Consider the following 14,054-nt stretch of genomic DNA (forward strand, 5'->3'; position numbering starts at 1 on the left):
GGGGTGTAGGGTGTGGGGTGTGGGGTGTAGGGAAGGAAACCTCTTTCATCTGTGGGGGTGAAAATTTTTTCATCGGGACTGCCTCCTGCCTTCGTTATTGACTCGAATTTTGCTGATTTTCTGTTTTTTTTGGTCTGGTGTGGCAGAATCCGGAAAAACTTAACAATAATCGGCAATAAGCGAGAGATATACTACAAACAAACATGAGCAAGTTTTAATTAAGATAACTATGAGCTTTCGATTTGGCAAAATCTTGATAGCAGGGGTATTAGCGACACTTTTGCTAGTAACTTCCTGTGCTAAAGCTCCCTCGCAATTTGACCAGGCGCAACAAGAAAGTACCGCTCGCGGGGCGGAGGCAGTGGTGAAAGAATCCACCTCTGGCGGCAGTTTTAATCAGTTTTTCCCGCCTTCCGGGGGAGGATACGAGCGCGTCTATACCCAGGAGAAAAAAGGCTTTGCTGAGGCAAAACTGAAGCAAGATGGCAAAGTTCTGGCCATGTTAGCCATATCTGATATCAGCAATAATCCCGCTGCGGCCAATAAATTCCAAGACAGTCAAACCACGATTAAAGGTTTTCCCTCTGTGGAACAGGGTGCAACCGCCAGCGCCGTTTTAGTCAATAATCGCTATCAAGTCAAGGTTTTATCGCGGGAGGCCGATTTTACCGCCAGCGATCGCCAAACTTGGTTAGCTAAGTTCGATTTAGATGGTCTAGCAAAATTAAAGTAAGGAGACATCCGTGAGTAAGCCAATTTTTGAACTGGTGGACAAATTACCGACGAATAATCTCACCGTCAAAGTCCTCAAAACCCTTGATTATGTGGTGCCGGGGCAGTGGGATAACCTAGTCGGGTTTAAAAATACGATTATCAAAGTCACCGGCGAAACCGACGAAAGCATGATTCAACAGATTGGCGATCGAGCCGTTTGGTTGTTTAATGATAAATCCCAGGGCTATCAACGGGCGCTCTGGCTCTACCAAACCATCGACAGCGCCGATAATGCCCTAGCCACCGCCTCTCTTGCTAATGCCGTCGGTGGTAAAATTCCCCTCATGGGCGGTTTAATCGAAAAATTAACCCCTGCCCCCGAAAAAGCGCAAACCATCGATCTAACCTTGAAATTAGTGACCGAATTAGTCGCTTTTTGTCAAATTAATGGCATTCCGGGGGATAGTATCGATGATTTCGTCGCTTCTCTGGGAGATTATAGCGGCGAATCCCTGATGCGGATGGCGGCGTTAGTTTGTTTGGATGGTTTAATTCCCCTGGGGGGCAGTTTTATCCGCAAAGTGGAATCCACCCTCAGCATTCTCAGGCCGGAAGAATTAGAATCTAACTCCACTTTCGGCAGTATTAAAGAATTGATTCCGGGGGGAAATACTGCCAGAAAATTAGACTTTATCGGTCAAAGTTTCGACTCGACTAAAGGTTGGATGAGTGGTTTTGTCAGCGAGCGCGATTTGACCCAGCAGGGATTATTGAGCAAAATTCAGGGATTTATCGACTTTTCTGCCGATAAATTGGTATATGTCGGTGCATTCCTCGATATGACGACTAATTACTATGAACATACTGGCATTCAAACCCTGGCTCGTCGTTTAATCGAAAGAGCCGTGGCGGAAATTTAAGTGGCACCGGGGGCAGGGATGGACAGACCGATACCAAATCGGTTTTTAATAGCATGATTAAGTCCCAATTCAACTTTAAAAACCCAGTTATGGATTGTTTCCCCCTGCTCCGGCACTCACCCACTTTCCTATACCTTTTCCACAGGGTTTAGTATTATAATATCCCCTCCTTAGCCCCTCAAGGTCATGAATCAGGCACAACTTATCCATGCCGCTAAACTCCAGCATCCAGCCGCTATTATTGCTCTACTTAACCAAAGTCTCTTAACCAGAAAAATAGAGGTTATTGAAGCCACCCCACAAGAAAATGCCCTGACTCTAAAAGTTCAATCCAAAAATATACCTAATCAACACAAGTTATTACCTTTTTTGTCGGCAGAAATCAAAAGCTTGGGCATCGATGGATTAGAACAAGTGATCGTTTACGGTATGACCGAGGCATCCGATATCCCCGCTTGGGAAGAATCGATAACCCTGAGTCAAGATGATTTAATCGTCAATCGTGTCACCAAATTAAACTCTTTGCCGATAATAACCGCAGAAATCGCCGAAAATGACCGAGAAGATGCCCCAGAAGCTTTGGAAGACTCTGAAACAACCGAAGAAAAAGCCCTAGAGAAACCGGAGGAGTTCACTGAAGCTGCTGAGAATATTGTGGCCACTGGTGAGCGATTTTCCCTATCTCATCGGAGACACTCCTCTTTTCCCCTCAGTATAATTTTGCCTTACCTAGCGATCGGTTTTGGTGCTGGAATTATTATAGGTGCTTACTTTGGCTATCAAAAAGCAGTGAGTGAAATGCCCGCACAAAATGGAGCGATCGAACAACCCCGATAAATTTTCTTGTCCCCAACCTGATATGATCGAAATTGGCGATCTTACGATTAAGACCAATGCAAAATTTTCCTATCTCCAAATCTCAATGATTTAGGGCTTTTTTTCTTGGGAATTTGTCGTTAAGGACAGCAGCACCAGCTTATTTTTTATCTTTAGCCCCACATATCTAACCGCTCATGTCTATTGAAGAAGCCTTGAAACTCCTAAAAGAATATGGCTGTATTCAACTAAAAATTGCCCAATCCCCTGAAGAAGAAGAAGCTCTAAGACAGGCAATTTTATTAGTTAACCAAGGTTCGGAATCAATTAATTTAGGTATCTGTGCCGATAACAATGAAGAGGGATTTAAAGCCCTGAAAATTTATCTACAAGCCCTAGGATACCCCCTACCTAATACTCTCCCAGAAGACCAGCCAGAACCGGGAGCGGTGTATATTAAATACAGTACCCAAAGACAAGCTTCCTATCTCGATTCCTACACGGGAACCTATCGCGGTGTTCTGATTTCTTGTCAATCAGAAAATGATCAATTAGTCGGTACTTATGGTCACTTTCCCCTCGATTTATTCTCTTAAGAGGCATAGTTTTTGGGTTATTTAAGCGATTAACCATCAGCCGGACAGTGATTACTGTTTACAAATAAGTAGGTGGGTGTTAAAAATTGTCAGATACCCCCCTTATCAAGGGGGGCAGTGGGGATCAAAGACAAAATCTATCTTCAATTTAATTGAAGCCACTTACTTAACAACCAAAAAGCTCCCCACTCCTGTCCACTGAATTCTTAACTTTTTACCTGAAAAAAATATGTATTTGTTAATTCCAGCAGCGGGAATGGGTAAACGGATGGGCAGCGATCGCAATAAGTTACTGCTCACCCTGCACGGAAAACCGCTCCTCGCTTGGACTTTGCTGGCTGCCATGGAATCTAGGGCAATTATCTGGATTGGCATCATGGCACAACCGGAAGACTTTGAGGAGATCCGAGCAATTATCACCCCTATAAATGCCCTTAAACCCGTGCAAATCATCCAAGGAGGTGAAACCAGACAAAAATCGGTTTACAATGGCTTACAAGCCCTACCAGAGGGGGCTGAGACGGTTTTAATTCACGATGGGGCGCGCTGTTTAGCCACTCCCGAATTATTCGATCGCTGTGCTGTCGCTTTAGCCACCTGTCAGGGTTTCATAGCGGCGATTCCGGTGAAAGATACGATTAAAATTGTCGATAGCAAGGGTTGGATTGAGGATACACCGGATCGCTCGCGGTTATGGGCAGCCCAAACGCCCCAGGGTTTTCAGGTAAAATTATTAAAAGAATGTCATGAACAGGGCCGAAAATTAGCTTGGGAAGTCACCGACGATGCCGCCTTATTAGAAAAATGTGGTTTTCCCGTCAAAATTGTCGTCGGTGAAGAAACTAACTTAAAAATTACTACTCCGGGGGATCTGGCAATTGCCGAATATATTTTAAGTCAACGTTTGCCATAAAAGTTGACAGTGATTGTATTAGACTAGGTAGCGGTCAACTCTAGGCGGTCTCTGATGACTTTTCCCTTTATATCAGTAATCATTCCCATCTACAATGGTGAAGATGATCTTCCCGATTTGCTCAAATGTTTGCAAAGTCAAACCTATCCCCGAGAGCAAGTGGAGTATCTTCTCGTAAATAACAATAGCAGCGATCAAACCGGGTCTATTTTAGAACAGGCAGTGATCGAGAGTAAAGAGTCGGGATTTCCGTTAGTTGTGCTTACAGAAAATCAGATTCAAAGTTCCTACGCAGCTCGTAATTTAGGCATAAAAACTGCCCGTTATGATCTGTTAGTTTTCACCGATGCCGATTGTCGTCCCTCCTATCAATGGTTAGCAGAAATAGTTAAACCCTTTAGTGATGCTGATATCGGTATCGTTGCGGGGGAAATACTCGCCTTAACTGGTAACTCGATCCTAGAAAAATATGCTGAACGTCGAGAGATTCTCTCGCAAAAATTTCTCTTAGAACACCCTTTTTCTCCCTACGGTCAAACAGCTAATCTAGCAATTAGAAAAGCCGCTTTTGAGAAAGTTGGTTTATTTCGTCCCTATTTAACCACAGGCGGCGATGCCGATATCTGCTGGCGAATTTTACGAGAAACTCAATGGCAATTAGCCTATGCACCCACCGCCGTTATTTGCCATCGTCATCGTTCGACTATCAAGAGTTTTCGCAGTCAATTTCAACGCTACGGCCGTTCAAATCGCTATTTACATGAACTACATGGTTGTGATTTACAAAGGAATTTTACCAGTTCCGAATTAATTTATCGTCTCGGTCGTTGGTTATTAAAAGAGCTACCAAAAAATACTCTCAAGTTACTGTTTGGTAAAGCTGATATAGTAGATTTATTGGCTACTCCCCTCGATTTAATTGGGTTTCAGTCCCGCAGCCAAGGACAAGCCACGGTCAAATTACCCGAAAAAGCTAAAGAAATCGAATGGCTTTAATTCAGTTATCAGTTATCAGTGATCAGTTATCAGATGTGAGTTTTCAGTTCAATGATTACTGTTTACTGATTAAGGTTTCCTCTATGGTTTCTCCCTGAGTGAAACATCCTGGAAGATACTTAATTTCTGATACATAGCCCTCGTCATCATCAGGATAAATTGTTATTGGATATTTTAACCCCAAATAAAACTCTAATGATTCAAGATTAGTTTTATTACTTGTAATCATATTTTTACCTCTTTAAAGTTAGCAAATAGGATCAATATATTTTGAATAAATATCCAGAAAACAGCAAGAAGGGAATCAGCTTTAAACCTTGTCCGTCAACTATCCATTCCCCTATTCTGGCACTCCCCGCTTCAAAGTGGGGGACAAAATGAGGTAAGGTAAAAAAGCTGTGCCGATAACCGAGACTATGACCGTTGAATGGCAATCCGTCAAAACCTACGAGGATATTCTTTACCATAAATGGGGGGGAATCGCCAAAATCACTATAAATCGCCCCCATAAGCGTAATGCCTTCCGTCCGAAGACAGTTTTTGAGCTTTACGACGCTTTCTGTGATGCTCGCGAGGATGCCCGCATTGGGGTAGTATTGCTCACGGGTGCAGGTCCCCACAGCGACGGCAAATATGCTTTTTGTTCCGGCGGCGATCAGACGGTGCGCGGTCAGGCGGGTTATATTGGCGATGATGGCGTACCCCGGCTCAATGTGCTGGATTTACAGAAATTAATTCGCTCCATCCCCAAGGTAGTTATCGCGCTGGTGGCAGGTTATGCGGTCGGGGGCGGTCATGTTTTGCACTTGGTTTGTGATTTAACCTTAGCGGCGGATAACGCCATTTTCGGCCAGACCGGTCCGAAAGTGGGCAGTTTTGACGGCGGTTTTGGCTCTAGTTATCTGGCCCGGGTGGTCGGTCAGAAAAAGGCTCGCGAGATTTGGTTTCTCTGTCGGCAGTATAACGCCCAACAAGCTTTAGACATGGGTTTGGTTAACCATGTCGTCCCGGTGGAGGAATTAGAGCGGGAAGGGATTAAATGGTCCTTAGAAATTCTCGAAAAAAGTCCCTTGGCGATTCGCTGCCTAAAATCGGCTTTTAATGCTGATTGTGATGGTCAAGCGGGTTTACAGGAGTTAGCGGGCAATGCCACTTTACTCTACTATATGACCGCCGAAGGAGCCGAAGGTAAACAGGCTTTCCTGGAAAAACGTCCCCCCGATTTTAGTCAATATCCTTGGCTACCCTAATCAGTGATCAGTAAACAGTAAACAGTAATCAGTGGGAAGTGGGGAGTGGGAAGTGGGAAGTGGGAAATGGGGAGATAGGGGAATGGGGAAGTGAGGAGAAAAAAGCGTTCGACAAAAGCTCACGCCGAAGTCTGATGGCTGATAGCTAAAAGGCTGGCTGCTCCTTCAGATTCAGGCTCGCCAGCTATCTTCTCGCTGGAATCGCCATTAAAATTTCAATGCTATAAGTGGGTGGGTGGAATTAAATATAACCCACATTCCGCACCCTAAGTGTCACAAGGTCTCAAAAGAGGAAGATGCCTGAGTCAAAATACTTATCTAGAGGAGTGAGTTGGCGGCAAGCTGCCACCAACTAAGCCGAAAATTTCAGGGTTCCCCCGGTCATTCTCAATAAACAGTGCTTGTTGAGAATAACCGAGCAATCAGACTTAACATCTAGGGGGAGATGTTCCAGTTGCTCCCTTTGTTTTGTCACCCCTGGAAGTCAATCCATCTGGTCAAGATAAGAGATAATATTCCTGGCCAGGTTTGGGAAAAAATCTCAAAATGTTGCGCCTCTCATCCGTTAAGTTACTAATCTTTTGATTGTCTTGAATAGGTCGGAGATGAATTCCTTGAAAGTTCTGAAATATCCAGCGTAATGTTGGTCGGTCAGTTGACTTACCCAACGGATTTTTGAGTCCCGTCTCCTGCTGTTTTAAATTCAGACGAAGTTGTCTTTGACCAATAGTATAAACCAGCAGGCACAAGCCCATGAGCATGGCCATGACCTCAATTCTATGGGGAGATTTGAGAAAGACACTGTGGGCAAAAAAGCAGGGGTCTTTGAGATAAGAAAAGAAAATGCTCTTTCCGGCGCTTGTTGCCCTTTATATTTTTTGAGTATATCCTCACTGCTCAATCGTTGTTTCGCCAATTTGTTAGTCGCTAAAACGAATCGTCCTGCTCGTTTCTTTAGCCTCTCAATGGCGGACAAATTCAACTCTAATTCGGCTTGAACCTGATAGCCTTGAGAGGGCAAATCGTCTTTTGATTTGAGTTTTGACCGCTCTCGTCTCAGGCGGAATGAGATTGACTTTAATCTCCGTTAACTGATGATATTTTAAGGAGTCAGATAATCCTTTGGCTATCGCCAACGCCACCGCTCTATTCTCAAATTCTCTTCGGGATAGTTGCCGGATTTTTTCTTATGCCCAATTCTTTTCCTGCTCGATTTTTTTCTCTAATTTTTTCAAGTCTGATTCTTTTCTAGCTTGACTTTCAACTAGCAACCATCTTGGTTCTATCCCCCTTTTTAACTGTTTTTGGATAAATTGTTCTTGATTGGGTTTTAGTTGAATATTCATGATGACTTTTGTAAGGTTAAGGGTTAAGTCGAGTGTCCTGTTTCATTTTACTACAAGGATTAGCTAAAATAGGTTAGTTGAGGTGCATTACATAACATTAACGCCCCTTCCGAGATCGGCGATCGCTCCTTGTTTGAGTTGGTCAATGAGAGCATTATCTCGTTCCCCGGTTCTACCTGAATATTGCTTTAAGGCAGAGCCTTGAAACAAGGGAAATGAGTAGGTAGGGTGCGTTAGGAGCGCGACAATATTATTTAATTTACATTAATTACATACGCGACGTAACGCACCAATATTATCCTAAATCCCTTGAGTAACCCACAGAAAAGGGGTTTCTCCGAGAAACCCCTTTTCTACTCATGCACTCATGCAAAAAGGGGAATAAATAATCAGTAGATCGTAGGTTGGGTTGAACGATAGTGAAACCCAACACTTTTAAATAATTGGGTTGGGTTTCGTTCCTCAACCCAACCTACGGCTCTTTTAAATAATTGGGTTGGGTTTCGTTCCTCAACCCAACCTACGGCTCTCATGCACTCATGCAAAAAGGGGAATAAATAATCAGTAGATCGTAGGTTGGGTTGAACGATAGTGAAACCCAACACTTTTAAATAATTGGGTTGGGTTTCGTTCCTCAACCCAACCTACGGCTCTTTTAAATAATTGGGTTGGGTTTCGTTCCTCAACCCAACCTACGGCTCTCATGCACTCATGCAAAAAGGGGAATAAATAATCAGTAGATCGTAGGTTGGGTTGAACGATAGTGAAACCCAACACTTTTAAATAATTGGGTTGGGTTTCGTTCCTCAACCCAACCTACGGCTCTTTTAAATAATTGGGTTGGGTTTCGTTCCTCAACCCAACCTACGGCTCAAAAAAAAAAATCGACCCGCCCTAAGGCGGGAGACAAAGGGCAAAAGAGGGCTCTTCGGGACTTGGTATGGTTCGATAGGGGGGCATAAATCGACTAAATCCTTATCTGGCAAGAGACTTAATTGATCAGTTCGCTCTAGATAAAAAATAATTAACAAAAATCGCTAAATGCCTTTCTCTATAAGGGTTCCATCTCTTATAACCTCCGTCCATTGCATAACACAAACCGAAGAGCCCAAAAGAGCAAAAGAACAGAGGGTTAAAGTCCTGGGGAGACACACACCACCCGAAAACCGAGATCGTCGTCGCGGTCGTCGCGGCGGAGGCCGTTGACGCGAACCGCGGAACGGCAGCGAAGAGGAACGTCGCCCCAGGAACCGCCCCGCAATATTTGATAATCATTACCATTTTTTATCCAAGCACTGCCATCCGTCGGCGCTCCGATATAGTTATCATGCAAATTATCCTCGCACCACTCCCAAACATTGCCAATCATGTCATGGAGTCCCCAAGCATTGGGCTTTTTCTGACCCACAGGATGAGTTGTATTTTGAGAATTTCCGCCATACCAAGCATAATCTCCTAACTGATTAGCATCATCACCAAAATAATAGCGAGTAGTTGTTCCCGCACGACAGGCATATTCCCATTCCGCTTCCGTCGGTAGGCGATAGGTTTTCCCTGTTATTTGACTCAATTTCTGACAAAAAGCTTGAGCGTCATTCCAGCTAACTTGTTCTACCGGATTTTGCGGATTGTTTTGAAAATAAGAGGGCAGCGACGCTGCCGTTGCTTTCCTCTTACCTCTCAGCGATTTTTGAGATGTTGCATTTGTTCCCATTACTGCTTGATATTGTGCCTGAGTAACTGGATATTTCCCAATCGCAAAACTGTTTACTTGAACTAGGTGTTGAGGCTTTTCATAACTTTCAGCATCGAGATCACTGTCAGGAGATCCCATGAGAAATTTACCTGCTGGTAAGCTCACCATCTTCAGTGTTACTCCATTGGGTAGGTTTTCGGTAGAGGTGATAATAAAATTCCCGACTCTCTCGATTACATGGTCGTTGATGCGTTGAATGGCGGTTTCCAGTTCGATTTCCTCATCGGGGATTTCCACGTCTGTCCATTGCCATCCTTCCTGCTCGGCTCGCTCTAATGCGATCGCTAAACGGCCGCGCTTTTCTTCGCTGGTGACGAGGAAATTGAGCAAACTAGCCGATAGATTCTCGTTTTTGCGGAAAGATACCGCCGATTCGGAACTAAGAATGTTCTGGACGAGGGATTCCACTTCGCTGACACTGCGGGAAAGTTCCCCGTCAATGGTCGCTACTTGATCGATTAAGCCTTGAAACTGCCCGATAATTGGTTTTAGGTATTGTTCTAGATTAATGGCTACTTTGGCCATTTCGATCGCTTCTTGTTCCAGACTATCTAACTCCAGCTGCAACTGATACACTTGTTTGTACCCGTTCAACTCGCCGATCATTTTCGAGAAAACCTGTTTTTGTGTATCCTGATCTTCAGCTAATTTCTGGATACTTTCGCTGATTAGGTCGATTTTCTTGAGCATGAGCAAGCTGGCGCGACCAACAAGAATCACGGTGCGGAAAATCTGCTGTTTCTGTAGTCTCAGGGTATCTCGCAGTTCAGCCGAGCCGATGCTATTCTCCAAAGATTGGCGTTTTCGCTCTGTTTCTGCCAATTTCTGGCATTTAACCGCCACTGCCTCCTTGATTTCCTCGGTCAGTTCCAGAAAAAACCGCCGGTATTCATCCTTATGGTCGGTGAGAAATCCGATTAACTGGTTATAGTCCTTGACTAATCTTTCCAATTCTTGAAAAGTTTCCTCGAAATTGAGGGGTTCTTCTTTTTTCCTCAATCCTAGCCATGTATTGCGGACCCGTTTTCCAGTTTTAATCAGTTGCTGTCTTTCTTGAATCTGATCCTGCAAAATTAATAAATCGGGGCGATTTAGTTGGGGAAGTTGATAGGTTTTCCGATAAAGCTTGATTTTCGCCGTTTCTTCTGCCATCGCCTTGGTCGCTGAGGGTGAGTTTTTTCTATTTTAGCCCGATTTTTTGATCAGCTAAGACGTATCTTAACCGCCTATCCTTAAACCCCCCCCGATGTCGGTAGGGTAGATTCATAGTAGGATAGATTCATCGTAGGGTTGATTCATGAATCAACCCTACCCCGATGTCGGGGGTTTGGGGGTCTTGCCTCTTGCCTCTTCTCAACAAGCAATTTAAATTACGAACAGCATAATGTCTTTGCCGGATAGTTGTTTCAGCTTAGGCATATTCTGGCTGTAACTCAAATGTAATCTGTAGAGAAGGTTTGGCAACTAGACCGAACTCCCTGGGGTCTTCTCCCTCTAAATGCAGTAAAATGGCTTCTTGGAGATTATTAACCACCTCATCTAAGGTATTTCCCTGGGTGACAATCGAAATTTCCACGCATTCACCTACATATCCTTTTTGTTCACCAGAACGAATAATTGCATTAACTTTTGGACTTAATGTTGTCATAATTGCTCATGTTTATTTTTTGCTTATTTAGATTTATGGCAATTGAGCAAGGTACGGGTCATTGATCCATTATAACTGACTTTTTCCCTAAGCTGTCAAATTCATCTAGTTTTCTAGAAATCTCGGCCAGAGGCGAAAAAATCAGCGACAATGATATAAATGGAGTTATCAACACAAGTAAAGCGATTATGACTGTAGCCACGACGAACGCCCGAGATATTTTCCGCTCCGCCTACGAAAACCGTTACACTTGGGATGAACGATTCCCCGGTTACACTGCCGATATTATCCTCACCCAAGGGGAGGAAGTCCATACGGGCAAAATTCAAGTTAATGCCGATTATAGTGTGGAAGTAACGGGCATTGATGACGAGAAAGTGCAAGAAAGTATCTATAATCAAATGCGCGACATCGTTACTCACCGTAAAAGAGGCAATTTTGATGCTTCCCACGGCAAAAACCAGTTTAATTTTGGGCAAGATGATCCCACCGGTGCGGTAGAAATTCTTGTCACCGGCGATGCGATGGGGTCTAATTATAAGGTCCGCGGCCAGGAAATCTGTCAAGTCAGTCGAGTCATGGGACCGATGGCTTTTACTATTAATACCGAGGAAAGTCTCGATACGGGAGAAGGTTATATTTCTATTCGCTATAATGCCATTTTCCGCAATGCTAAAACCGATGAATTAAAGGGAAAACGTGACTTTAAGGAAACCTACGAAAAAATCGGTAATTATTATTTACCCTCCTGTCAAGTGATTAACGCAATCGATGCGGGGGGCGAAAAATTCACCACAGAATTCACTTTTATCAATCTACAGCTTTTAGAAGCTTAAGGGTTATCCCCGCCCAAAAAGCGTTAGGATCGAAGTAACTACACTGTAATAAATCTCTGACCAGAAGCTGATTATGTCTTTAACACTGACTCCCAATAACGTCGAACAAGTCTTAGATGAAATGCGCCCCTACCTGATGGCGGATGGTGGTAACGTGGAATTAGTCGAAATCGACGGGCCAGTCGTCAAACTGCGTCTTCAAGGCGCTTGCGGTTCCTGTCCCAGTTCCACCATGACCCTAAAAATGGGCATCGAACGTCGTCTCCGGGAAATGATTCCCGAAATTGCCGAAGTTGAACAAGCTTTCTAAATCTTGGTTCAATTAATTCTCACCACCGCCCGATTGCTAATTTAATTAGCGATCGGGCATAATATTAATTATATATTTTCTTCTGCAAGATTGATAAAACTACAGAATTAATTAAGGTAAAAAGTATCTTTTTTAGCCGATTAACCAGCCAATTAAGCATTAACATATACTTGAAAATTTTTATTAAAACTCAAAAATTATGACGGAAAATATCCCCACCATTGTGGTCATGCACGGCGACCAAACTGGAGAAGAACTATTACTAGAAGCTCTGAGAGTGTTGCAACCCTCGATAATTCGTCAACCGCTTAACTTTGCCGATTTTGATCTTAGTTTAGCCCAGCGTCGCCAGAGTAACAATCAAGTGGTTCATGAGGCCGCCGAAGCGACTCTCAAAACCGGATTAGCTCTGAAAGCTGCTACTATCACCCCAGAAATTAAAGGAGATGTGGGCAGTCCCAACGCTATCTTAAGAGAAGCAATGAATTCTCAGGTAATTCTCCGCATTGGTCGCCGTATCCCCGGTATTCGTCCGATTGGGGGCGTTTATTCTCCCATTGCCATTGTCCGCATGGCCGTTGACGATGCCTACGGGGCCAAAGAATGGCGAGAAACCACCGCCACCGGCGATGAAATTGCCTATCGTACCTCGCGCATTTCTAGGGCTACCAGTCGCGCTGTGGCCGAGTTTACCTTTCAACAGGCCAAAAAAACTGGGGCGCGGGTATTTGGCGGCCCAAAATTCACCGTTAGTGCCACCTACGAAGGGATGTTCAAAGAGGAATTAGACGCAGCAGCCCAAAGACATCCGGAAGTGCGTTATCAACCCCTGTTAATTGATGCAACTTTTGCCCTACTTTTACAAACCGACGGCGAAGCTTTGGTGATTCCAGCACTTAATCGCGATGGCGATTTATTATCTGATTTTGTCTTGCAACTCTATGGCAGTATTGCCGGGGCCGAAAGTTTAGTTTTGGGATTTGATGAGGAGACCTTAGCAGTTAAAACTATTATGGCAGAAGCTCCCCACGGCACGGCCCCGGCTTTAGAGGGTAAAAATATCGCTAATCCCATGGCGATGATTTTAGCCTCGGCAGCTTTGTTAGGTTATATCGAAACTAGCGAAGCACGCAAAGCTTCCAGGGCAATTTATGAAAGTGTCTTTGAAACTATTCACGAGGGCAAAAAAACCCCCGATTTAGGGGGCCAAATGACCATGAGTGAGTTTACCGATGAGGTGATTCGTCGTGTGGTCAGTAAGTTAGAAGTTTGGTCTGCTTTGGGGTAAGCTGCCGGCACACTGGTTAAGACTGGACTGGGGAAGGGGGAAAAAGCCGTAAGATTGCCTATTCCCTAATACCGAAAGCTTCTTACCTCACTATTCAGATAACCGCAATATTGCCGCTAATAGTTAAGCTAACTTAAAGGCATCTCGCCAACACCAGCGCAACAGGGTAAAAGCGATTAAACCTTTAACCACTTCTAGACACCAGTAACCAATCTGCAAAGACATCATTTCTCCCGACATTCCCGACGCGGTAACGGGAGCTAGTAAACCCATAGCACTCAGATTGGGAGTGAGAAAATAGGTGTAAATTAGGGTGATTACTAAGAGAACACCGGCGAATAGGAGCGATCGATGTTCGGGGAGATGGATTAAGGTATGATAGCGGTGGAAGACAACAAAGCTACACAGCACAATCGCCGCACAAACTAATTCCAGATGGTTAAAAATGCCAAATAGCAAGTAACCAGCACTGGCAAAGCCATTTTGTGTCATCATGCCAGCTACGGATAAGCTGGGGAGAATGATTAAATCGATGACGAAACTGGCACTTAACCAGAAACCGAGAACAACCATGGCTAGGGTTGTCCAATTAAACCAAGACCAATAACGCTCAACAAAAGTTTTCATTAGGCTTGCTCCTCCTTGCCTTTATAATTTAATTGTAA

At 44.1% G+C, this 14,054-nt stretch carries 15 protein-coding genes and 1 pseudogene; 10 read left to right on the plus strand and 6 right to left on the minus strand.

The window, feature by feature from the left end; all coding sequences use genetic code 11:
• Positions 1-229: 229 nt before the first annotated feature.
• The 6 genes from H6F92_RS22545 (at position 230) to H6F92_RS22570 (ending at position 4,955) form a co-directional block, all read left to right on the plus strand.
• Positions 230-733, plus strand: a complete 504-nt coding sequence (locus H6F92_RS22545; RefSeq protein WP_190359563.1) for a hypothetical protein — start codon at positions 230-232, stop codon at positions 731-733.
• A gap of 10 nt (positions 734-743) precedes the next feature.
• Positions 744-1,634 (plus strand): hypothetical protein, encoded by an 891-nt coding sequence (locus tag H6F92_RS22550; protein WP_190359564.1) that lies wholly within the window; start codon positions 744-746, stop codon positions 1,632-1,634.
• A gap of 186 nt (positions 1,635-1,820) precedes the next feature.
• Positions 1,821-2,471, plus strand: a complete 651-nt coding sequence (locus tag H6F92_RS22555; RefSeq protein WP_190359565.1) for a hypothetical protein — start codon at positions 1,821-1,823, stop codon at positions 2,469-2,471.
• Between the two features lie 176 nt (positions 2,472-2,647).
• Positions 2,648-3,046, plus strand: a complete 399-nt coding sequence (locus tag H6F92_RS22560) for a DUF1824 family protein (protein ID WP_190359566.1) — start codon at positions 2,648-2,650, stop codon at positions 3,044-3,046.
• A gap of 229 nt (positions 3,047-3,275) precedes the next feature.
• A complete protein-coding gene (gene ispD / locus H6F92_RS22565) occupies positions 3,276-3,959 on the plus strand; it encodes a 2-C-methyl-D-erythritol 4-phosphate cytidylyltransferase (protein ID WP_190359567.1) in 684 nt (227 codons plus the stop codon).
• A gap of 54 nt (positions 3,960-4,013) precedes the next feature.
• The gene (locus tag H6F92_RS22570; protein ID WP_190359568.1) at positions 4,014-4,955 is read left to right on the plus strand and encodes a glycosyltransferase family 2 protein; all 942 of its coding nucleotides are present in this window, start codon (positions 4,014-4,016) and stop codon (positions 4,953-4,955) included.
• A gap of 55 nt (positions 4,956-5,010) precedes the next feature.
• Here H6F92_RS22570 and H6F92_RS22575 read toward each other — a convergent pair whose 3' ends face one another.
• Positions 5,011-5,184, minus strand: a complete 174-nt coding sequence (locus H6F92_RS22575) for a type II toxin-antitoxin system HicB family antitoxin (RefSeq protein WP_190359569.1) — start codon at positions 5,182-5,184, stop codon at positions 5,011-5,013.
• 187 nt (positions 5,185-5,371) lie between these two features.
• On the opposite strand from H6F92_RS22575, the gene menB reads away from it, so the two are divergent.
• Positions 5,372-6,205, plus strand: a complete 834-nt coding sequence (gene menB, locus H6F92_RS22580) for a 1,4-dihydroxy-2-naphthoyl-CoA synthase (protein WP_190359598.1) — start codon at positions 5,372-5,374, stop codon at positions 6,203-6,205.
• A gap of 497 nt (positions 6,206-6,702) precedes the next feature.
• Here the strand turns inward: menB and H6F92_RS22585 are convergent.
• The 4 genes and pseudogenes from H6F92_RS22585 to H6F92_RS22595 all read right to left on the minus strand — a co-directional run.
• Positions 6,703-7,494 (minus strand): annotated as a pseudogene (locus tag H6F92_RS22585) (IS1634 family transposase); the annotation flags it as partial.
• A gap of 144 nt (positions 7,495-7,638) precedes the next feature.
• On the minus strand, positions 7,639-7,761 hold the full coding sequence (locus H6F92_RS26620; protein ID WP_261779520.1) for a hypothetical protein: 123 nt from the start codon (positions 7,759-7,761) through the stop codon (positions 7,639-7,641).
• 922 nt (positions 7,762-8,683) lie between these two features.
• The gene (locus H6F92_RS22590; protein ID WP_190359570.1) at positions 8,684-10,459 is read right to left on the minus strand and encodes a formylglycine-generating enzyme family protein; all 1,776 of its coding nucleotides are present in this window, start codon (positions 10,457-10,459) and stop codon (positions 8,684-8,686) included.
• 259 nt (positions 10,460-10,718) lie between these two features.
• Positions 10,719-10,955, minus strand: a complete 237-nt coding sequence (locus tag H6F92_RS22595; protein ID WP_002766296.1) for a type II toxin-antitoxin system HicB family antitoxin — start codon at positions 10,953-10,955, stop codon at positions 10,719-10,721.
• 188 nt (positions 10,956-11,143) lie between these two features.
• Here H6F92_RS22595 and H6F92_RS22600 point away from each other — a divergent pair, with 188 nt between their 5' ends.
• The 3 genes from H6F92_RS22600 to H6F92_RS22610 all read left to right on the plus strand — a co-directional run bounded on the left by H6F92_RS22600 (position 11,144) and on the right by H6F92_RS22610 (position 13,389).
• Positions 11,144-11,791 carry a DUF3386 domain-containing protein gene (locus H6F92_RS22600; RefSeq protein WP_190359571.1) on the plus strand — a complete coding sequence of 216 codons (648 nt, stop codon included), beginning with the start codon at positions 11,144-11,146 and terminating at the stop codon, positions 11,789-11,791.
• Between the two features lie 73 nt (positions 11,792-11,864).
• Positions 11,865-12,101 carry a NifU family protein gene (locus tag H6F92_RS22605; protein WP_185241202.1) on the plus strand — a complete coding sequence of 79 codons (237 nt, stop codon included), beginning with the start codon at positions 11,865-11,867 and terminating at the stop codon, positions 12,099-12,101.
• 199 nt (positions 12,102-12,300) lie between these two features.
• Complete coding sequence (locus tag H6F92_RS22610) at positions 12,301-13,389, plus strand: isocitrate/isopropylmalate family dehydrogenase (protein ID WP_002774283.1); 1,089 nt, start codon at positions 12,301-12,303, stop codon at positions 13,387-13,389.
• A 123-nt stretch (positions 13,390-13,512) separates the two neighbouring features.
• Here the strand turns inward: H6F92_RS22610 and H6F92_RS22615 are convergent, their stop codons facing one another.
• On the minus strand, positions 13,513-14,016 hold the full coding sequence (locus H6F92_RS22615) for a hypothetical protein (RefSeq protein ID WP_190359572.1): 504 nt from the start codon (positions 14,014-14,016) through the stop codon (positions 13,513-13,515).
• Between the last annotated feature and the right edge of the window lie 38 nt (positions 14,017-14,054).

The organism is Microcystis wesenbergii FACHB-1317 (genome assembly GCF_014696875.1).
Lineage (GTDB): Bacteria > Cyanobacteriota > Cyanobacteriia > Cyanobacteriales > Microcystaceae > Microcystis > Microcystis wesenbergii_A.

What these genes read in the sequence shown, in the direction of transcription:
- H6F92_RS22615 (WP_190359572.1), bottom strand. Translation starts at nt 14,016, where the DNA reads ATGAAAACTTTTGTTGAGCGTTATTGGTCTTGGTTTAATTGGACAACC.
- ispD (WP_190359567.1), top strand. Translation starts at nt 3,276, where the DNA reads ATGTATTTGTTAATTCCAGCAGCGGGAATGGGTAAACGGATGGGCAGC.
- H6F92_RS22595 (WP_002766296.1), bottom strand. Translation starts at nt 10,955, where the DNA reads ATGACAACATTAAGTCCAAAAGTTAATGCAATTATTCGTTCTGGTGAA.
- H6F92_RS22555 (WP_190359565.1), top strand. Translation starts at nt 1,821, where the DNA reads ATGAATCAGGCACAACTTATCCATGCCGCTAAACTCCAGCATCCAGCC.
- H6F92_RS22560 (WP_190359566.1), top strand. Translation starts at nt 2,648, where the DNA reads ATGTCTATTGAAGAAGCCTTGAAACTCCTAAAAGAATATGGCTGTATT.
- H6F92_RS22570 (WP_190359568.1), top strand. Translation starts at nt 4,014, where the DNA reads ATGACTTTTCCCTTTATATCAGTAATCATTCCCATCTACAATGGTGAA.
- H6F92_RS22605 (WP_185241202.1), top strand. Translation starts at nt 11,865, where the DNA reads ATGTCTTTAACACTGACTCCCAATAACGTCGAACAAGTCTTAGATGAA.
- H6F92_RS22590 (WP_190359570.1), bottom strand. Translation starts at nt 10,459, where the DNA reads ATGGCAGAAGAAACGGCGAAAATCAAGCTTTATCGGAAAACCTATCAA.
- H6F92_RS22575 (WP_190359569.1), bottom strand. Translation starts at nt 5,184, where the DNA reads ATGATTACAAGTAATAAAACTAATCTTGAATCATTAGAGTTTTATTTG.
- H6F92_RS22600 (WP_190359571.1), top strand. Translation starts at nt 11,144, where the DNA reads ATGACTGTAGCCACGACGAACGCCCGAGATATTTTCCGCTCCGCCTAC.
- H6F92_RS22610 (WP_002774283.1), top strand. Translation starts at nt 12,301, where the DNA reads ATGACGGAAAATATCCCCACCATTGTGGTCATGCACGGCGACCAAACT.
- menB (WP_190359598.1), top strand. Translation starts at nt 5,372, where the DNA reads ATGACCGTTGAATGGCAATCCGTCAAAACCTACGAGGATATTCTTTAC.
- H6F92_RS22545 (WP_190359563.1), top strand. Translation starts at nt 230, where the DNA reads ATGAGCTTTCGATTTGGCAAAATCTTGATAGCAGGGGTATTAGCGACA.